Origin of the sequence: Pantoea sp. SM3 (assembly GCF_000963995.1) — a bacterium.
Classification (GTDB): Bacteria; Pseudomonadota; Gammaproteobacteria; order Enterobacterales; family Enterobacteriaceae; genus Pantoea; species Pantoea rwandensis_B.
Window position 1 is genome coordinate 62,677 of the sequence record NZ_JZRD01000038.1, and the last position, 18,381, is coordinate 81,057.

Sequence of the window (18,381 nt, forward strand, 5' to 3'; positions counted from 1 at the left end):
CATCACTGTTTCTGTAGGGTGCGCATTCATGCGCACCGCATCAAAAGGTTTGATATGAAAGTAGTCAGCGATGCCTGGCGGCAACGTTTTGGCGGTACGGCACGTCTGTATGGGGAAGAGGCGCTGCAGCGTTTTGCCGACGCCCATTTTTGTGTGATTGGTATAGGCGGTGTCGGTTCGTGGTCTGCCGAAGCGTTAGCGCGCACCGGGATTGGTAAAATCACGCTGATCGATATGGACGACGTCTGCATTACCAACACCAATCGCCAGATCCACGCTCTGCAAGGCAAAGTAGGACATGCGAAAACCGAGGTGATGGCGGAGCGTATTCGCGCCATAAATCCTGAGTGCGAAGTCATCTGTATTGATGATTTCATCACGCCGGATAACACCGCTGAGTTACTGTCAGCGGGTTTCGATTACGTGATTGATGCGATTGACAGCGTGCGCCCGAAAGCGGCGTTGATTGCCTGGTGTCGCCGTAACAAGATTCCGTTGATCACCACTGGCGGTGCGGGCGGGCAGATCGATCCGACGCAGATTCAGGTCAGCGATTTAGCCAAAACCATTCAGGATCCGCTGGCGGCGAAACTGCGTGAGCGTCTGAAAAGTGATTTTGGCGTCATCAAGAACAGCAAAGGCAAGCTAGGGATTGATTGCGTATTTTCCACTGAGGCACTGGTCTATCCGCAGTTGGATGGCAGCGTCTGTAGTTCGAAAAGTACCGCTGATGGCCCCAAACGCATGGACTGTGCGGCGGGCTTCGGTGCGGCCACTATGGTGACCGCCACTTTTGGTTTTATCGCAGTCTCGCACGCGTTGAAAAAATTCCTTGCACGCGCGGCGCGTCAGGCGGCTTGATGTGTCCGCGCGTGGCGCTGCACTGCATCTGCTAACGCCTTTAAACCACTGCTGCGCGAGGCGCTAAGCTGCGCACGCAGGCCTAAGGTATCAAACAACGCCAGCGGATCTTGTGCTAACAGATCCGCTGGCGTTTTGCCTTCAACCGCCGTCAGCAGCACCGCCAGCAAACCGCGTACGATGCGGCCTTCACTGTCACCGTAAAAGTGCAGCGTGCCGTTCGGCAGCCGTTGGCTGCTCAGCCAGACACGATTTTCGCAACCGCTCAGCTCAATAGCTGCCGTCTTCACCTCATCTTCCAGAACGGGCAACTGGCGGCTGAGCTGGATCAACTGGCGATAGCGATCTTCCCACTGATGAAAATGGGTAAACTTTTCGGTCAGGCTGGCTTCAGTAATCACATCGCCAAAAGGATGTGGGCCGATCAGGGTAGTCATAACGTTATTCACTCAACAGGTCTACGGCATGATGCATGGCGCGCACCAGCGCATCCACATCCTGCAAATTATTATAGGGCGCGAATGACACGCGCAAGGTGCCGCTGACACCCAGTGCCGCCATTAATGGCTGGGCACAATGCTGTCCGGCGCGCAGGGCGATGTCTTGTTCTGCCAGCAGCGTGACAATATCGCTGTGGTGAATCTCCGCGATATCAAACGCCAGCAGACTGGCATTACCACAACGAAAACTGCGGAAGCCGGGAATCTCGCTTAATTGCTCTTCGGCGAGGCTGGCCAGTTGCTGGCTCCACATCTCTGCTTTCTCAGCGTGGTGATGCGACAGCCATTCCAGCGCCGCGCTTAGGCCCACCACACCAGCCACATTGGGTGTGCCTGCTTCGAACCGCCATGGCACCGCCTGCGGTGTAAAGCCATCGAAGTCGACGTGCGTCAGCATTTTGCCGCCGCCTTGCCACGCATCCATCTCGTCCAGCAACTCGGCTTTGCCATATAGCGCGCCAATGCCCATTGGGCCATACAGCTTATGCGCGGAGAAGGCATAAAAGTCGATGTCCAGCGCCTGAACGTTGGGGGGAGCATGCACCACGCCCTGTGCGCCATCTACCATCACTTTGGCGCCAACATGATGCGCCAGGGTAATTGCCTGTGCCAGATCCGGGCAGCCACCGGTGACATTCGACATTTGCCCAATCGCCAGCAGCTTAGTGCGTGCATTAAGTAGATCAGGCAGCAAGCGGATATCGGGTAGACGATCTGCACCAATCGGCCATTTCACCACCTTCGCGCCAGCAGCTTGCGCCACCATTAACCACGGCACCAGATTGGCGTGATGCTCCGCCTCGCTCACCACAATCTCATCACCGGGTTGTAAGCGCGGTGCCAGCCAGCTGTTGGCTACCAGATTGATAGCCTCCGTGGTGCCACGCGTCCAGACAATCTGGCGGTCATCACCCGCCTGCAGCCATTTGGCCACCCGGCCGCGCGCTTGTTCATACTTCTCCGTCAGGTCGCGTGCTGATTTGAACTGGCTGCGATGCACGGTACCTGCGCTCAAGCTATAGAACTGCGACGTGGCGTCGATCACCGCCTGAGGCTTCAGGGCAGTGGCTGCGCTATCAAGATAAACGCCCGCATCGCTTAATGCAGGAAACTGCGCACGGAAGGCGGTTGGGGAGAAGATGGTCATACGAAACCCACTGTGTTCAATTTTAGGACCAGGCTGAAACCCGGCCGATTCGCTGGCAAAGCTGGAAAAGCGCGTTATGCTAATTATTGCAAGGTTTGAACCGCAACCCGCATAACGAATCGACCTTAACCAGTCGATTTCACTTTTTGCTGCCTCTGGTCAGCGCTTGCGGGTGGTTTAATGCAATCAATCTGCAAGGAGATAGAAGATGAAAAAACTCGCCGCAGTGCTGGCCGTGTGTACCATGGCCTTTACCCTGGCTGCTTGTTCCAGCAATTATGTCATGCATACCAATGATGGTCGCACCATTGTAGCGGACGGGAAACCGAAAGTTGACGATGAAACCGGTATGATCAGTTATAAAGATGCCAATGGCAACGAGCAGCAGATCAATCGTACAGATGTGAAAGAGATGGTTGAGATGGGTCAGTAAGCAGCAAGCCAAAAAATTTCTCGGAGAAATTTCTACGTCGCTTCAGTGACGGCCCTAATGGGGTACACAGGGATGTGTAGGACAAAAAAAAGCACCGCAATTTGCGGTGCTACATAAAATCACTTGGACAGACAGGGTAAATCTACAGGAATTAAAAGTTTGATCTGCAATCGTCAGATCAAAATGCAAACACAACATCACGACCACAAGCCAAAAGCTCTCCAAAAGTCTGCGATCTCTCGCACGTTTCCAGAAATCTTTTCGTTCCGGCTCAGGAAGTGCGGCAACTATAGGTATTTGCTGGAGCTTCCTCAACGGACAAATTATAATGTCTCGGATTAAAATAACTAATACGTAACGACCTTGTATAAGTCGGACTGTTACCTTGTGAATCCGCTGATGGAAAACCATGTCTAAACGCCTTCCACCGCTTAATGCTTTACGCGTCTTCGACGCTGCAGCCCGCCATTTAAGCTTTACAAAAGCCGCTGAAGAGCTGTTTGTCACCCAGGCAGCTGTTAGCCACCAGATTAAATCTCTGGAAGATTTCCTCGGTCTTAAGCTATTTCGACGGAGGAATCGTTCGCTTTTACTGACAGAAGAAGGTCAAAGCTACTATCTGGATATTAAAGAGATCTTCTCGGCTATCAACGATGCGACGCGTAAACTTCAGGCGCGCAGCGCGAAGGGTGCCTTAACCGTCAGTCTGTTGCCCAGCTTTGCCATTCAATGGCTGGTGCCACGTCTTTCCAGCTTTAATATGGCTTATCCGGGCATCGATGTGCGTATTCAGGCGGTGGACCGTGATGAAGAGAAACTGGCCGATGATGTTGATGTGGCGATTTTCTATGGGCGCGGTAACTGGCCGGGCCTGCGCGTCGAGAAACTGTATGCCGAATATTTGCTGCCGGTCTGCTCGCCCATGTTTCTGACTGGCGACCATCCGCTTAAAACGCCCGCCGATCTGGCGCACTTTACGCTGCTGCATGATGCTTCGCGCCGCGACTGGCAATCCTATATCCGTCAGCTAGGATTGCAGCACATTAATGTGCAGCAGGGGCCGATCTTCAGCCATAGCGCGATGGTGCTTCAGGCGGCGATTCACGGCCAGGGCGTGGCGCTGGCGAATAATGTGATGGCGCAGAGTGAAATTGAAGCTGGACGGCTGGTCTGTCCATTTAATGACGTGTTAGTCAGTAAAAACGCTTTTTATCTGGTTTGTCATGACAGCCAGGCAGAACTGGGTAAAATAGCCGCCTTTCGTCAGTGGATCCTGGAAAAAGCCGCAGCTGAACAAGAAAAATTCCGCTTTCGCTACGATCACTAACGCGTTGAGTGCTGCACAGTGATGTGCAGTTTCATCCTGAGGAACAATGAATGTCCAGTCGTGCCATGTTTGTGTTTGCCGCCATCAGCGGATTTCTGCTGGTGGCCTTTGGTGCTTTTGGGGCACACGTGCTGAGCAAATCGCTCGGCCCGGCGGAAATGGCGTGGATCCACACCGGTCTTGAATATCAGGCCTATCACACATTGGCGGTGATCGGTCTGGGTGCAGCCATGCTGCGCCGCGCCAATATCTGGTTTTACTGGAGCAGCGCCGCGCTGGCGCTCGGCACCGTGTTATTCAGTGGCAGCCTTTATTGCTTAGCGCTGTCGCACTTGAAGTTTTGGGTTTTTGTTACGCCAGTGGGAGGATTGTTTTTCCTGATTGGCTGGTTCTTGATGTTGATTGGCGCATTGCGTCTTAAACGAAAGGCGGATCGCCATGAATAAAGTTTTACTCTATTGCCGTCCTGGCTTTGAGAAAGAGTGTGCGGCGGAGATCAGTGCCAAAGCCGCTGAGCGCGAAGTATACGGTTTTGCCCGTGTTAAAGATGATTCCGGCTACGTGCTCTATGAGTGCTATCAGCAGGAAGATGCGGAAAAGCTGATTCAAACACTGCCGTTTGCCGAGCTGATTTTTGCCCGTCAGATGCTGGTGGTAGGCGAACTGCTGCGCGATTTACCGCCAGAAGATCGTATTACCCCGATTGTCGGCATGTTAACGGGTGTGGTGGAGAAGGGCGGTGAGCTGCGCGTTGAAGTGCCGGATACTAATGAAGCGAAAGAACTGACCAAGTTTTGCCGTAAGTTAACCGTGCCGCTGCGCGCCAGCCTGCGTGAGAGTAAAATCCTGCTCAACTACGAGTCGCCAAAACGCCCAGTGATACATGTGTTCTTTATTGCTCCGGGTACCTGCTATGTCGGTTATTCGCTGCCAGAGAACAACTCCCCGTTCTATATGGGGATACCGCGCCTCAAGTTCCCGTCGGATGCGCCAAGCCGTTCAACGCTGAAACTGGAGGAAGCCTTTCATGTCTTCATTCCGGCCGATGAGTGGGATGAGCGTTTGGGCAGCGGCATGTATGCCGTGGATCTGGGTGCTTGCCCTGGCGGCTGGACTTATCAACTGGTCAAACGCAGCATGTGGGTGTACGCCGTAGATAACGGTCCGATGGCGCCCAGCCTCATGGATACCGGGCAAGTCACGCACTGCCGTGAAGATGGTTTCAAATACCGCCCATCGCGCAATAACATCAGCTGGCTGGTGTGTGACATGGTGGAAAAACCCGTTCGCGTCGCCAGTTTGATGACGGAGTGGCTGGTCAATGGCTGGTGCCGTGAAGCAATCTTCAACCTCAAATTGCCAATGAAAAAGCGTTATGAAGAGGTCACGCAAAATCTGGCTATGATGGATGCGGCGTTGAAAGAGAAGGGAGTGAATGCCCAGATTCAGGCGCGCCAGCTGTATCACGACCGTGAAGAGATTACCGTGCATGTGCGTCGGCTTTGGGCAGCAGTAGGCGGCCGTCGCGACGAACGCTAAATTTCCCGTCATACTTCGCGCCACAGGTGCGTTGGCTACGTTTATACGCCCCAGTCACATACTGATGTATGGTCCCGGGGACTCACGCACTTGCCGATCCTGCTTCATACTTTGCACTACAGCGGCGTTGGCTGCGTTTGTTCGCCCCGGTCACATACTGGCGTATGCTCCCGGGGACTCACGCGCTTGCCGCCTTGCTGTAGCACAAATTATTTCGCAGGATCTCTCGCGTTATACTCGTAGCAGCACAATTTTTTGCACTTACCACTTACCACTTACCACTTACCACCTATCTAGAGATTCGCGTGTTTATGTGGCAGAGGGTGCTGCACCCGTCATTCAAGCCTTATACCGCAACGTATTTAAATTCCCCTGCAAGACCAAATCGCGTTTAAGCGTTGAGACCTGGCGGCAAATCTCAGCTATCTGCTGATGATCGCGCAATTTTTTCTGCCACTTTTCAGGAATCTGGTCGAACTGCTGATAAATCGCTTCAAGGGTGCCGAACTGCGTGATTAAATCGCGGGCGCTTTTGGGGCCAATGCCGGTGACGCCGGGAATTTTGCTGCTGCTGATGCCGCACAATCCCCAGTAATCAGGTAATTGTGCAGGCGTGACGCCAAACTCGTGCTCGATGAAAGGCACGTCCAGCCAGCGTTTCTGGAAATAATCACGGATGCGGATATTCGGCGCTAAAAGCTGGCAATAGCCTTTGTCGGTGGAGACGATAGTTGCCTGATGTCCGGCATCGGCCATTTTCACCGCCAGCGTGGCGGCAAGATCGTCAGCTTCATCCAAATCAGCGACCCAGCAACGCACGCCGACAGCCTCGAAGGCTTGCTGGATAACGGGCATCTCCATCTGCAAATCATCCGGCATCGGTGGGCGGCCCGCTTTGTAATCGGGTAGCAGCTGATGTCGCCAGCCAGGGTGACGATCGTGGCTATCAAATACCGCGACGACGTGCGTCGGTTGCGTGTGGCCTAATAGCTGATGCAGCGCTGCGATGCAGGCTTCGCGGCAGGGCGTGCCTTGCACGGCATGCAAACGGCGGATCAGGTTCAGCGCATCAACAATCAGAAGATGAAACGACATAGTGATAGTGGCAGCCCGCAGGCTGCCTTCCTGATGGGTTATTTAATGATTTCGTAGCAGGGGATGTAGGCGCTGCCTGGCAACTTCATACGCTGCTGGGCGACGAAGCCCTGCAGCAGTTCATCCATGCGATGCATAATGTCGGCGTCGCCGTGCAGTTTGTAAGGCCCCTTCTCGCGGATCTCGCGAATGCCAACCTCTTTAACGTTGCCGGCAACAATACCAGAGAAAGCGCGACGCAAATCTGCAGCCAGTTTTTCCGCTGGCTGGTTCGGGAACAGTTTCAGGTTAGCCATGTTTTCGTGCGTCGGTACAAACGGTACCTGCAACTCTGGCGCGATGCGAATCGACCAGTTAAAACTGTAAGCATCGCCAGTTTCGCGACGATACTCTTTGACCTGCGGCATGGCCTTCTTCATCAGACGTGCCACTTCAGCAGCATCATCAATGATGATCTTGTAGTGCTTACGTGCGGTTTCACCCAGCGTATTAACGATGAAATCATCCAGCACCCGGAAGTAGTCGGCGCTCTCTTTCGGGCCGGTGAGAATCAGCGGCAGGACCTGGTCGCTGTTGTGTGGATTCATCAGGATCCCCAACAGATACAGCAACTCTTCTGCGGTGCCGACACCACCCGGGAAGATCACGATGCCATGGGCAATACGTACAAACGCCTCAAGACGCTTTTCGATATCCGGCATGATGATCAGTTCATTCACTAGCGGATTCGGTGGCTCAGCCGCGATAATTGACGGTTCGGTCAGGCCAATGAAACGACTGTCGTGGTAGCGTTGCTGTGCATGACCTACTGCGGCACCTTTCATCGGCGCTTCCATCACGCCAGGCCCACAGCCGGTGCAGATGTTGAGTTCACGCAGGCCCATTTGCGTGCCGACATTGCGGCAATACTGATACTCCACTGCGTTAATCGAGTGACCACCCCAACACACCACGGTATTGGGATATTCACCAATGTGCAGCGCACGCGCGTTACGCAGAATTGAAAACACCTGATTCGTGATGTGAGCGGAATCGTCAGCGTTTTTCTGATCGCTGCGCTCAAGCTGGCCATTCACAAACAGAATATCGCGTAGCACGGCAAACAGGTTGGCCTGCAATGAGCGGATAATGCGGCCATCAACAAAGGCTTCTTCCGGCGGATTAATCAGTTCGAGTTTGACGCCGCGCTCACGGCGCAGCACGTTGATGTCGAAATTTTCAAAACGGGAGAGCAGTTCCTGACTACTGTCGGTCTGGCTGCCGGAGTTGAGCACCGCGAGTGAGCAGTTGCGAAAAAGCTGGTAAAGGTCGCTGCTGGCCGTTTGCTTCAGCATGTCGACTTCCAACTGGGAGAGCAGATCCATTGAGCCAAGCGGGCTGATATGTGTAATCAAGAGAACTCCTTTACACGCAAATGCGTGACGGGTGACGCTGCGCTTAACTTGCTGAACGCAGTGACGAAAATCCTTCGGAACGCAGGTTTAAACCTTAGCGCCTTTGACAGAGTAACGTTGTCCGCAGTGAATGCTCAAGTGGAACCGCGCATCCGTGCTGCGGCCTGCGAGGCGTCTCGCAATCTGTTACTGACGTACCAGGCGGGAAAACCCAGGAGAGAAGGGAACGTTGCTGCGCCACGGATTAATATCCAGTCCACCACGGCGCGTATAACGAGCATAAACGGTCAGGGATTCTGGTTGGCAAAAGCGTTGAATGTCGTTGAAAATGCGCTCAACGCACTGTTCATGGAACTCATTGTGCTGACGGAATGAGATCAGGTAACGCAGCAGGGCTTCACGATCGATACGTGGGCCTTTGTAGCGAATCATTACGGAACCCCAATCAGGCTGATGGGTGATCAAACAGTTGGATTTCAGCAAATGGCTCACCAGCGTTTCTTCCACCACTTCACTGCCCGCAGCCTGCGCTAAATAATCGGCGTTAAATGCATAGTCGTGAATCTCGATATCCTGCTCGTCGATGACATCGCCATTGAAATGGCCGATTGGCTGGCCTTCCACTTCGCCCAGACGGAACAGTGCCACGCTGACTTCGCCATTAGCGCAGGCGCGCAGATCACGTTCGAGTGTCTGGCGCACGTCGCCCCAGTCCGCGAAACGCGTCTGGTTAAAGCTGTTAAGATAGAGCTTAAAGCTCTTGGACTCGATCAGGTTTTCGCTATCAGCGCGCAGCACCACTTCGCCCACCGCCACCTGCGGCACGCCCTTGCTGTTGAGCCAGGAGAGTTCGTACAGCGTCCAGATATCTGCGCCCTGGAACGGCAGATTATCCGGGTAGAGCCCCAGCGGTTCGCGATTCAGGCTGCGCGGCACCGATTGCAGCAGCGTGTTATCGTAACGATCAACATAAGCCGTGGGCTTACCTAACGTCAGGCCGCTTAACGCCTGATCGCGGTTTTCAGAAGACATATCGGTTACCACTAAATTCCATCAAAGTGGCTAAGTGTAACCGATCACAAGCGAGAAGAAGAATGATGCAACAAACCGCAGACGCCCTGCGTGAGTTTACCGCCCGTTATGTGCAACATTGGCAGCAGCAGGCTGGACATCTGCCGGCAAGCACGGATCTACTGGGGGTGCCATCCCCCTGTATTGTCAGCACACTGGATGATCGTGTGTTGTGGCAACCACAACCGTTCACCTTGCCAGCCACGCTGGAAGCGGTTGAGCGTGCACTGGATATCCAGTTGCAATCGGAAATCAGTGCTTTTTACACGTCGCAGTTTGCCGGGGATATGACCGCAACCTTTCAGCAGCAGCCGATTACCTTGTTACAGGTGTGGAGCGAATCAGACTTTACCCGCTTGCAGGAGAATCTGATTGGACATCTGATCATGAAGCGCCGCTTAAAACAGAGTCCAACATTATTCATTGCGACGACTGAATCGGAGCAGGATGTGATTGCTCTGTGTAACCTTTCCGGTGAAGTGATTCTGGAACAGCCTGGTAGTAAAAAGCGTCAGGTACTGGCTGCGAGCATTAAGATATTTCTTAATGATTTACAACCGGTTAGTGCCTGAGTGACAGACTTCGCTGGCGAGGCTTGTAAGAGATCTCTCACATTAGGTGTGAGAGATCGCTAGATCATTTTGCAGCCATCCGGAAAACAAGGATGTAAAAATATTGTGAATCATAAGCTTATGGCATCACTCCTAAAATTAGTAGTGTGAGAAATCTATTAACGCGTCTTACTAACTTGTTATTACGATGGTTTCTGACAGAATAGTCACTACTGGCAGGATGCTGGGGATGAAGAGACATTCAGGAGAATGTCAGCCAGGAGGCAGGAACGTAACGGAGTTTACGGCACATGGAAGGCTTCTGGATGAAGCAGGACACTCAGGATTGAGTCAGGGACACCTCCAGGACGGAGAATGAGAGCCACGCGGATTGTGGTGGGCCAGGATGCTAAGGATAACTGTCACGATGACAGGCAATGGAAAGCAGAGGACGAGTTGTCATGGATGAGCAGGGAGCACAGCGGTGGCGGGAATGCTGCGAACGAAACCGGGAGCACTGTAATCACAGTGCTCCCTTTTTTTATGCCTTTTTTGCACGTTGAACGACTAATGGTATGCTTGCCGCCCAATTTTTCTCTGGAGGTGGCGTATGTCGTCGCACATGATTATTCAACAGCTGCAGCAGATCGAAGCGGTGATGCGCGAACACGGCCACTGGCAGACGCAATCCCCTGAGCCGGCAGCCTTCGCCAGTACCGAGCCTTTTTGCCTCAATACCATGGAGCCGCTGGAGTGGCTGCAGTGGGTACTCATCCCACGTTTCCATGCGTTAATCGAAGCCGGTGCGCCGCTTCCGCAAAATTTCTCTGTAACGCCTTACTATGAAGTGGCGTTACCTGCCACCACACCCGGCCATGCGGTCCTGTTGCTGACATTAGGCCAGTTCGATGCGCTTTTTCAGGACCCGACCTCTTAATGCTGGAAATCCTTTATCAAGATGAATGGCTGGTCGCCGTCAACAAACCGTCCGGCTGGCTGGTGCATCGTAGTTGGCTCGATCGCGACGAAAAAGTGGTGGTGATGCAAACGGTACGCGATCAAATTGGTCAGCACGTATTTACCGTGCATCGCCTCGATCGCCCCACCTCCGGCGTGCTGTTAATGGCGCTCTCCAGCGAAGTGGCGCATTTACTGTCGCAGCAGTTCGAGCAGCATAAAATGCAGAAGACCTACCACGCAGTGGTACGAGGTTGGCTGGATGGCAGCGCGACGCTAGACTACCCGCTGGTCGAAGAGCTGGATAAGATTGCCGATAAGTTCGCGACTCAGGAGCGTACCGCGCAGCCTGCCGTCACTGATTATCGCTCACTGGCGCAAGTAGAAATGCCGGTGGCGATCAGCCGTTACGACAGCGCGCGTTATACCCTGGTGGAGATGTCGCCGCATACCGGCCGTAAACATCAGCTTCGCCGCCATATGGTGCATCTGCGTCACCCGATTATTGGCGATAGCGCCCATGGTGATTTGCGGCAGAATCGGGGTGCAGCAGAGCACTTTGGTATGAATCGATTGATGCTGCATGCCAGTGCGCTGAGCCTGACGCATCCGGTCACCGGAGAACCTCTGGTGATTCGCGCCGGGCTCGATCGCGTCTGGCAAGGCATGCTGCAACAGTTTGGCTGGCAGGATCAGATCCCTGAGGTTCCCAGGGTTGAGTTTGCCGACGAGGCAGTCCAGGATAAGCCAACAGAATAAAGGAGCGGCAAGATGGCAAAGATTGGCATTTTTACAGGTACGGTTTACGGCAATGCATTGCTGGTGGCGGAAGAAGCGCAGCCGGTACTGGAAGAGCAGGGCCACGAAGTTAAAGTTTTTGAGGATGCCTCACTGGCGGATTGGCAGGCTTACAGCCAGGAGGTCATTCTGATTGTCACCTCCACCACTGGACAGGGCGACTTCCCGGACAATATTGCCCGCTTGTATGTGCAGGTACGCGATGAAGTGGGGTATCAGCCAGCGTTGCGCTACGGCGTGATTGCGCTGGGTGACAGCAGCTATGAAAACTTCTGCGGCGCGGGCAAAACTTTTGATGCCACCTTGCAGGAACAAAGCGCCAAACGCATCGGTGATGTGTTGCTGGTGGATGCCACTGAAGATCCAGAACCTGAGTCAGTGACCACGCCGTGGCTCGAGAGCTGGGGTAAACTGCTGTAATTCTGCCTTCGCGTTGGCTCTTGCAAGCGACCATAAGCAATCTAAAGAGCCTGAAAATGAGGTGATGATTTTTCAGGCCTCCCAGATTGTTCCCCTCTCCGATGTTGGGAGAGGGGCAGATGACCATCAGGTCACCGGTGCCGGATTAAACACCGCCAGCTGATTGCGAATGCCCCAGCGATCGGACCAGGTTTGTTTGCGACCACTGGCGATATCCAGAATCAACTCAAACAACCGCCAGCCCACCTGTTCAATACTCTCCTCGCCGGTGGCAATAGTGCCCGCATTGATATCCATCAAATCGTGCCAGCGTTCTGCCAGGGCATTGCGCGTCGCCATTTTAATCACCGGAATCGCAGCCAAACCGTAAGGTGTGCCGCGTCCAGTAGTAAACACCTGCAAGGTAATACCTGACGCCATCTGCTGGGTGCCGCAGACAAAATCACTGGCCGGTGTCGCCGCGTAGATTAAACCGCGTTGAGTCGGGCGCTGTCCGGGTGACAGCACTTCTACAATCGCACTGCGTCCTGATTTGGCAATCGATCCCAGCGCTTTCTCCACCACGTTCGCCAGCCCGCCTTTCTTGTTACCCGGCGAGGGATTGGCGCTGCGGTCGGTTTGGCCCTGGCTGAGATAATCGTCATACCACGCCATCTCTTCCAGCAGACGTTTACCCACATTTTCATCTACCACGCGCGGCGTCAGCAGATGTATTGCATCACGCACCTCGGTGACCTCAGAAAACATCACGGTGGCGCCGCAGCGCACCAGCAAATCCGAGGCGAAGCCGACAGCCGGATTGGCCGTCACGCCGGAAAACGCATCGCTGCCGCCGCACTGCGTGCCAATCACCAGTTCTGATGCCGGGCAGGTCTCGCGCTGGCGCAGATTCAGTTTTTTCAGATGGCGCTCAGCCACCTGCAGAATTTCATCGACCATCGCGCCGAAACCGACATGCCGTTCATCCTGCAAACGCACAATGTCATGATCATCCAGCGAGATGGCCTGTACATCCGGCGTGCCGGTCAGCAGACGCTCCGGCTGTAATTTCTCGCAGCCGAGACTGACAATCATCACTTCGCCCCCAAAATTGGGGTTCAACGCGAGGTTATGGATAGTGCGAATCGGCACCACCGCAGCGGGCGCATTAATCGCCACACCACAGCCATAAAGATGATTCAGTGCCACCACGCCATCGACGTTGGGATAGCGTGGCAGCAGATCGCGCTCGATCATTTGCACCACGTAATCCACTACGCCAGCGACACAGTGCACGCTGGTGGTGATACCGAGCAGATTGCGTGTTCCTACGCTGCCATCGGCGTTGCGATAACCCTCAAAGGTGTAACCTTCGAGCGGTGGCAGAGCGGGGGGCACATTGTTCGCCAGTGGCAAACTGTTGAGCGGAGGCGCTTCGGGTAGCGCCACCAGAGATTCTTCAATCCAGCTCCCTTGCGCAATCGGGCGCAAGGCGGTGCCAATCACTTCGCCGTAGCGCAGGATGACGCCATTTTCAGGAATATCCACCAGCGCCACTTTATGTCCCTGCGGGACATGTTCCGTCAGCTGCAGGCCATCTTCAAAGCGAGTGCCAGCCGGCAATCCCTGGTTGTTGACCACGATCGCCACGTTGTCGGCATCGTGTACTTTTATATAAAGCGGTTTCTCTGTTAGCGGTCGGTTCATTGCTCACCTTCCAGTGCGTCGCGCTGTGCATGGCAGCGCGTTGTAAATGCTTCTATCACGTCATCATTTTTTGCCAGCCTCAGTATATGCAGGGGTATTGGCCAACGCATTGTGCAACTGACTGGCTTTTGGTGGTTTTAATCGCGGAGTTTGGTTCGTTTATCCAAATACAAGTGAACAGACTCACAAAGCGCAGGTTAGCTGGCTGCTTATTAATCAATTCATGGGTGAAAAATCAGGTTCCGTGAGCTACGCCGCAGGGATATGTGCAATTGCCATAAAAACAGCATGAATCAATGCTCATCATCATGCTTTCTTCCAATGCCTCGTGGTGGGGCTGTTCCTATACTGATTCTCGTTCTTCAACGTTTGGTTATTCGTCACGACGCATCATCGTTTTGCCATAACAACAATCGCCGTGTTTAACCCGACATCATTCTGATACCCAACGCGATGTGTATGCAGTCAGAGTGGATGTAGCGTTCGCTATATTTCAGGAGTGCATCATGAATAGTTTCAGCCAGACAGCGGAAGCGGTGCAAAAACGCACCAACGCCCGTTACTGGATTGTGGTGATGTTATTTATCGTCACTTCATTCAACTACGGTGACCGTGCAACCATTTCGATTGCCGGTTCCGCGATGTCTAAAGATATCGGCCTCGATTCGGTCGGTCTGGGATATATCTTCTCCGCCTTCTCATGGGCTTACGTTATTGGACAAATTCCTGGCGGCTGGCTGCTCGACCGCTTTGGCTCAAAACGCGTTTACTTCTGGAGTATTTTCCTCTGGTCGCTGTTTACTCTGCTGCAAGGCTTTGTTGACCTGTTCAGTGGCTTCGGCATCGTGATCTCACTGTTCCTGCTGCGCTTTCTGGTTGGTCTGGCGGAGGCACCTTCCTTCCCGGGTAACAGCCGCATTGTGGCAGCCTGGTTCCCGGCGCAAGAGCGTGGCACCGCCGTCGCGATTTTCAACTCGGCACAGTATTTCGCCACGGTGATCTTCGCACCGATCATGGGCTGGCTGGTGGCGGAAGTGGGCTGGGCGCACGTGTTCTGGTTTATGGGCGGTCTGGGCATCATCCTCAGCTTCGTCTGGCTGAAGTTCATGCATGATCCGAACAATCATCCGGGCGTGAATAAGGCTGAGCTGGAGTACATGGAACAGGGCGGCGCGCTGATCAATATGGATGCCAAAAAAGCCGACCGCAAAGTGAGCTGGGATGAGAAGTGGTATCAAATCAAACAGCTGCTCTCGACTCGCATGATGTGGGGTATCTATCTCGGACAATATTGCGTTAACGCACTGACCTACTTCTTCATTACCTGGTTCCCGGTGTATCTGGTACAAGCGCGCGGCATGTCGATTCTGAAAGCAGGCATGATCGCCTCGATTCCCGCTATCTGTGGCTTCCTCGGTGGTGTGTTAGGTGGCGTGATTTCCGATTACCTGATGCGCAAAACCGGTTCGCTGAATATTGCGCGTAAGACGCCAATTGTGGTCGGCATGCTGCTCTCCATCAGCATGGTGATGTGTAACTACACCGAAACTGAGTGGGTAGTGGTGCTGTTTATGGCGCTGGCGTTCTTCGGCAAGGGCATCGGTGCGCTGGGCTGGGCGGTGATGGCAGATACCGCACCGAAAGAGATCAGTGGATTGAGCGGTGGCTTGTTCAACATGTTCGGCAACTTCTCCGGCATCGTCACGCCCATTGCTATCGGCTACATCATCGCCGCTTCCGGTTCTTTCGAAGGTGCGCTGATTTATGTCGGTATCCACGCCTTTGTCGCTGCGTTTAGCTTCCTGTTCATTACGGGTGATATCAAACGTATTGAACTGAAACACCGAGCATAAGGACGAACTATGAATACGCAAAGTAGCCCGGTGATCACCGATATGCAGGTGATTCCGGTGGCCGGTTACGACAGCATGTTGCTGAACATTGGTGGAGCGCACAGCGCCTGCTTCACCCGCAACATCGTGGTATTGACCGACAGTGATGGTCATACCGGCGTCGGTGAAGCGCCGGGTGGCGAAACCATTTACCAAACCCTGGTAGAGGCGATTCCACAGGTCAAAGGCCAGCAGGTAGCGCGCATGAACCGCCTGGTGCAGCAGGTGCACAAAGGCAATCAGTCGGCGGATTTCGATACCTTCGGCAAAGGGGCCTGGACCTTCGAACTGCGCGTCAACGCGGTGGCGGCGCTGGAAGCCGCACTGCTGGATTTACTGGGCCAATGTCTGGGCGTGCCGGTGGCAGAACTGCTCGGGCCGGGACAGCAGCGCGATGAAGTCACGGTACTCGGTTATCTGTTCTATCTCGGCGATCGTCGCAAAACCGATTTACCGTATCTGACGGGCGAAGGTGCCAGCCATGACTGGTATCACCTGCGCCATCAGGAAGCCTTAACGCCGGAAGCGGTGGTGCGCTTAGCCGAAGCGGCGCAGGACAAATATGGATTCAAAGATTTCAAACTGAAGGGCGGCGTGTTGCCGGGTGAGCAGGAGATTGAATCCGCTGCCGCGCTGAAAAAACGCTTCCCGGATGCACGTATCACTGTCGATCCCAATGGTGCCTGGACGCTGGATGAAGCGATTGGCTTGTGCAAAGGCATGGGTGATGTGCTGACCTACGCCGAAGATCCGTGCGGTGCCGAACAGGGTTATTCCGGCCGTGAAGTGATGGCGGAGTTCCGACGCGCCACTGGATTGCCGGTCGCAACCAATATGATCGCCACCAACTGGCGCGAGATGAATCACGCGGTGATGCTCAATTCGGTGGATATCCCGCTGGCCGATCCGCACTTTTGGACGCTGAGCGGTGCGGTGCGCGTGGCGCAACTGTGCGACGACTGGGGCTTAACCTGGGGTTGCCACTCCAACAACCACTTCGACATTTCGCTGGCGATGTTTACCCACGTTGGTGCTGCCGCACCGGGCAAACCCACCGCTATCGATACCCACTGGATTTGGCAGGAAGGCGATCAGCGCCTCACTAAAGAGCCGCTGCAAATCCGCAACGGCAAGATTGCCGTGCCGGATAAACCCGGTCTCGGTGTCGAGTTGGATTGGGATCGTCTGCATCAGGCCAATGCCCTATACAAATCTCTGCCGGCAGGTGCGCGTAATGACGCCACCGCGATGCAGTATCTGGTTCCCGGTTGGTCATTCGACCGCAAGCGCCCGGCCTTCGGTCGCCGTCATGCATAAGGAGCAGGAAATGAGTCAGACCCCGAAAATTACATCGCTGCAGGTCATTCCGGTGGCGGGTCACGACAGCATGTTGCTGAATTTGAGCGGTGCACATTCACCGTTCTTCACCCGTAATATCGTCATCATCAAGGATAACGCGGGCCACACTGGCGTCGGGGAGATTCCGGGCGGCGAAAAGATTCGTCAGACGCTGGAAGATGCTGCGGCGCTGGTGGTGCAAAAAACCGTAGGCGAGTACAAGAACATCCTCAATCTGGTACGCAGCACCTTTGCCGACCGCGATTCCAGCGGACGCGGCAATCAAACCTTTGACCTGCGTACCACCATCCATGTGGTGACCGGCATTGAAGCGGCACTGCTGGATCTGCTCGGTCAGCATCTGGGCGTCAACGTCGCCTCGCTGCTCGGTGATGGCCAGCAGCGCGATCGCGTGGAGATGCTGGGTTACCTGTTCTACGTCGGCGATCGTAAGAAAACCTCGCTGCCTTATCAGAGCCAGGAAGATGAGAAATGCGACTGGTATCGCCTGCGTCATGAAGAGGCATTGACGCCGGATACCGTAGTGCGTCTTGCCGAAGCCGCCTATGAAAAATATGGCTTCAACGATTTCAAACTCAAAGGCGGCGTGCTGCGCGGTGGCGAAGAAGCCGAAGCCGTCACTGCACTGGCGAAACGCTTCCCGCAGGCACGCGTGACGCTCGATCCTAATGGCGCCTGGTCGCTGAATGAAGCGATTCTGCTCGGTAAGCAACTCAAAGGCGTGCTGGCGTATGCGGAGGATCCGTGTGGCGCTGAGCAAGGTTACTCTGGCCGTGAAGTGATGGCGGAATTCCGTCGCGCGACTGGCTTGCCAACGGCCACCAACATGATTGCCACCGACTGGCGTCAAATGGGCCACACGCTGTCGCTGCAATCGGTGGATATCCCGCTGGCCGACCCGCATTTCTGGACCATGCAAGGTTCGGTGCGCGTGGCGCAGATGTGCCACGACTTCGGCCTGACCTGGGGTTCGCACTCCAACAACCATTTCGATATTTCGCTGGCGATGTTCACCCACGTGGCCGCTGCTGCGCCAGGCGCCATTACCGCCATCGATACCCACTGGATTTGGCAGGAGGGCAACCAGCGCCTGACCAAAGAGCCGTTCCAAATCAAAGGCGGCATGGTACAGGTGCCGCAGAAACCCGGTCTCGGCGTCGAGCTGGATATGGATCAGGTGATGCAGGCCAACGCGCTGTATCAGAAACACGGTTTGGGCGCGCGTGATGATGCGCAAGCGATGCAGTACCTCGTGCCGAACTGGACTTTCGATAACAAGCGTCCGTGCCTGGTGCGCTAATGTTTCCGGCGCTCCGTGCGGGCGCCTGTTGTAACCGACTGGAGTAATCAC

The 18,381-nt window shown here is 54.5% G+C and carries 18 protein-coding genes; 12 read left to right on the forward strand and 6 right to left on the reverse strand.

Annotated features, from left to right (window positions below):
• Positions 1-54: 54 nt before the first annotated feature.
• Complete coding sequence (gene tcdA, locus VI01_RS19975) at positions 55-861, forward strand: tRNA cyclic N6-threonylcarbamoyladenosine(37) synthase TcdA (RefSeq protein ID WP_045816409.1); 807 nt, start codon at positions 55-57, stop codon at positions 859-861.
• On the opposite strand, the gene csdE is transcribed toward tcdA, so the two are convergent.
• Both csdE and csdA read right to left on the reverse strand, forming a co-directional pair.
• Positions 849-1,298: a cysteine desulfurase sulfur acceptor subunit CsdE gene (gene csdE, locus VI01_RS19980; protein WP_045816410.1), complete on the reverse strand. Its 450-nt coding sequence runs from the start codon at positions 1,296-1,298 to the stop codon at positions 849-851. The two genes, tcdA and csdE, sit on opposite strands and share 13 nt — an antisense overlap.
• Positions 1,299-1,302: 4 nt before the next feature.
• Positions 1,303-2,508 (reverse strand): cysteine desulfurase CsdA, encoded by a 1,206-nt coding sequence (gene csdA / locus VI01_RS19985; RefSeq protein ID WP_045816411.1) that lies wholly within the window; start codon positions 2,506-2,508, stop codon positions 1,303-1,305.
• Between the two features lie 208 nt (positions 2,509-2,716).
• Here csdA and VI01_RS19990 point away from each other — a divergent pair, with 208 nt between their 5' ends.
• The 4 genes from VI01_RS19990 (at position 2,717) to rlmM (ending at position 5,807) form a co-directional block, all read left to right on the forward strand.
• Positions 2,717-2,941: a YgdI/YgdR family lipoprotein gene (locus VI01_RS19990; RefSeq protein ID WP_034823084.1), complete on the forward strand. Its 225-nt coding sequence runs from the start codon at positions 2,717-2,719 to the stop codon at positions 2,939-2,941.
• A gap of 409 nt (positions 2,942-3,350) precedes the next feature.
• The gene (locus tag VI01_RS19995) at positions 3,351-4,268 is read left to right on the forward strand and encodes a transcriptional regulator GcvA (RefSeq protein WP_045816412.1); all 918 of its coding nucleotides are present in this window, start codon (positions 3,351-3,353) and stop codon (positions 4,266-4,268) included.
• A gap of 50 nt (positions 4,269-4,318) precedes the next feature.
• Entirely contained in the window at positions 4,319-4,714 is a 396-nt protein-coding gene (locus VI01_RS20000; RefSeq protein WP_034823080.1) for a DUF423 domain-containing protein, read from the forward strand.
• Positions 4,707-5,807, forward strand: a complete 1,101-nt coding sequence (rlmM, locus tag VI01_RS20005) for a 23S rRNA (cytidine(2498)-2'-O)-methyltransferase RlmM (RefSeq protein ID WP_045816413.1) — start codon at positions 4,707-4,709, stop codon at positions 5,805-5,807. The genes VI01_RS20000 and rlmM overlap by 8 nt, the downstream gene beginning before the upstream one ends.
• A 339-nt stretch (positions 5,808-6,146) precedes the next feature.
• Here the strand turns inward: rlmM and xni are convergent, their stop codons facing one another.
• The 3 genes from xni to queF form a co-directional block, all read right to left on the reverse strand.
• Entirely contained in the window at positions 6,147-6,902 is a 756-nt protein-coding gene (xni, locus tag VI01_RS20010; RefSeq protein ID WP_045816414.1) for a flap endonuclease Xni, read from the reverse strand.
• Between the two features lie 38 nt (positions 6,903-6,940).
• Complete coding sequence (gene ppnN, locus VI01_RS20015) at positions 6,941-8,296, reverse strand: nucleotide 5'-monophosphate nucleosidase PpnN (RefSeq protein ID WP_034823077.1); 1,356 nt, start codon at positions 8,294-8,296, stop codon at positions 6,941-6,943.
• 186 nt (positions 8,297-8,482) lie between these two features.
• Positions 8,483-9,328, reverse strand: a complete 846-nt coding sequence (gene queF, locus VI01_RS20020) for an NADPH-dependent 7-cyano-7-deazaguanine reductase QueF (protein WP_045816415.1) — start codon at positions 9,326-9,328, stop codon at positions 8,483-8,485.
• A gap of 62 nt (positions 9,329-9,390) precedes the next feature.
• Here queF and syd point away from each other — a divergent pair, with 62 nt between their 5' ends.
• From syd to VI01_RS20040, 4 genes are all read left to right on the forward strand, one after another.
• Entirely contained in the window at positions 9,391-9,939 is a 549-nt protein-coding gene (gene syd, locus VI01_RS20025; RefSeq protein ID WP_045816416.1) for a SecY-interacting protein, read from the forward strand.
• 589 nt (positions 9,940-10,528) lie between these two features.
• A complete protein-coding gene (locus VI01_RS20030; RefSeq protein WP_038645122.1) occupies positions 10,529-10,855 on the forward strand; it encodes a YqcC family protein in 327 nt (108 codons plus the stop codon).
• The gene (gene truC, locus VI01_RS20035) at positions 10,855-11,634 is read left to right on the forward strand and encodes a tRNA pseudouridine(65) synthase TruC (protein ID WP_045816417.1); all 780 of its coding nucleotides are present in this window, start codon (positions 10,855-10,857) and stop codon (positions 11,632-11,634) included. Before VI01_RS20030 ends, truC begins: the two co-directional genes overlap by 1 nt.
• A 12-nt stretch (positions 11,635-11,646) precedes the next feature.
• Positions 11,647-12,093, forward strand: a complete 447-nt coding sequence (locus VI01_RS20040; protein ID WP_045816418.1) for a flavodoxin — start codon at positions 11,647-11,649, stop codon at positions 12,091-12,093.
• Between the two features lie 126 nt (positions 12,094-12,219).
• Here the strand turns inward: VI01_RS20040 and garD are convergent, their stop codons facing one another.
• Entirely contained in the window at positions 12,220-13,779 is a 1,560-nt protein-coding gene (gene garD / locus VI01_RS20045; RefSeq protein WP_045816419.1) for a galactarate dehydratase, read from the reverse strand.
• A gap of 506 nt (positions 13,780-14,285) precedes the next feature.
• On the opposite strand from garD, the gene VI01_RS20050 reads away from it, so the two are divergent.
• The 3 genes from VI01_RS20050 to gudD are packed head-to-tail and all read left to right on the forward strand — an operon-like array spanning position 14,286 to position 18,330.
• A complete protein-coding gene (locus VI01_RS20050) occupies positions 14,286-15,632 on the forward strand; it encodes an MFS transporter (RefSeq protein ID WP_038645129.1) in 1,347 nt (448 codons plus the stop codon).
• A 9-nt stretch (positions 15,633-15,641) separates the two neighbouring features.
• On the forward strand, positions 15,642-16,988 hold the full coding sequence (locus tag VI01_RS20055; protein ID WP_038645131.1) for an enolase C-terminal domain-like protein: 1,347 nt from the start codon (positions 15,642-15,644) through the stop codon (positions 16,986-16,988).
• Between the two features lie 10 nt (positions 16,989-16,998).
• The gene (gudD, locus tag VI01_RS20060; protein WP_045816420.1) at positions 16,999-18,330 is read left to right on the forward strand and encodes a glucarate dehydratase; all 1,332 of its coding nucleotides are present in this window, start codon (positions 16,999-17,001) and stop codon (positions 18,328-18,330) included.
• Positions 18,331-18,381 lie beyond the last annotated feature (51 nt).

Bases quoted from the DNA above. Each gene is read 5' to 3' on its own strand.
- gudD (WP_045816420.1), top strand. From the start codon at position 16,999: ATGAGTCAGACCCCGAAAATTACATCGCTGCAGGTCATTCCGGTGGCG.
- VI01_RS19990 (WP_034823084.1), top strand. From the start codon at position 2,717: ATGAAAAAACTCGCCGCAGTGCTGGCCGTGTGTACCATGGCCTTTACC.
- VI01_RS20055 (WP_038645131.1), top strand. From the start codon at position 15,642: ATGAATACGCAAAGTAGCCCGGTGATCACCGATATGCAGGTGATTCCG.
- VI01_RS20040 (WP_045816418.1), top strand. From the start codon at position 11,647: ATGGCAAAGATTGGCATTTTTACAGGTACGGTTTACGGCAATGCATTG.
- queF (WP_045816415.1), bottom strand. From the start codon at position 9,328: ATGTCTTCTGAAAACCGCGATCAGGCGTTAAGCGGCCTGACGTTAGGT.
- csdE (WP_045816410.1), bottom strand. From the start codon at position 1,298: ATGACTACCCTGATCGGCCCACATCCTTTTGGCGATGTGATTACTGAA.
- syd (WP_045816416.1), top strand. From the start codon at position 9,391: ATGATGCAACAAACCGCAGACGCCCTGCGTGAGTTTACCGCCCGTTAT.
- VI01_RS20030 (WP_038645122.1), top strand. From the start codon at position 10,529: ATGTCGTCGCACATGATTATTCAACAGCTGCAGCAGATCGAAGCGGTG.
- garD (WP_045816419.1), bottom strand. From the start codon at position 13,779: ATGAACCGACCGCTAACAGAGAAACCGCTTTATATAAAAGTACACGAT.
- xni (WP_045816414.1), bottom strand. From the start codon at position 6,902: ATGTCGTTTCATCTTCTGATTGTTGATGCGCTGAACCTGATCCGCCGT.
- VI01_RS19995 (WP_045816412.1), top strand. From the start codon at position 3,351: ATGTCTAAACGCCTTCCACCGCTTAATGCTTTACGCGTCTTCGACGCT.
- tcdA (WP_045816409.1), top strand. From the start codon at position 55: ATGAAAGTAGTCAGCGATGCCTGGCGGCAACGTTTTGGCGGTACGGCA.
- VI01_RS20050 (WP_038645129.1), top strand. From the start codon at position 14,286: ATGAATAGTTTCAGCCAGACAGCGGAAGCGGTGCAAAAACGCACCAAC.
- rlmM (WP_045816413.1), top strand. From the start codon at position 4,707: ATGAATAAAGTTTTACTCTATTGCCGTCCTGGCTTTGAGAAAGAGTGT.
- truC (WP_045816417.1), top strand. From the start codon at position 10,855: ATGCTGGAAATCCTTTATCAAGATGAATGGCTGGTCGCCGTCAACAAA.
- VI01_RS20000 (WP_034823080.1), top strand. From the start codon at position 4,319: ATGTCCAGTCGTGCCATGTTTGTGTTTGCCGCCATCAGCGGATTTCTG.
- csdA (WP_045816411.1), bottom strand. From the start codon at position 2,508: ATGACCATCTTCTCCCCAACCGCCTTCCGTGCGCAGTTTCCTGCATTA.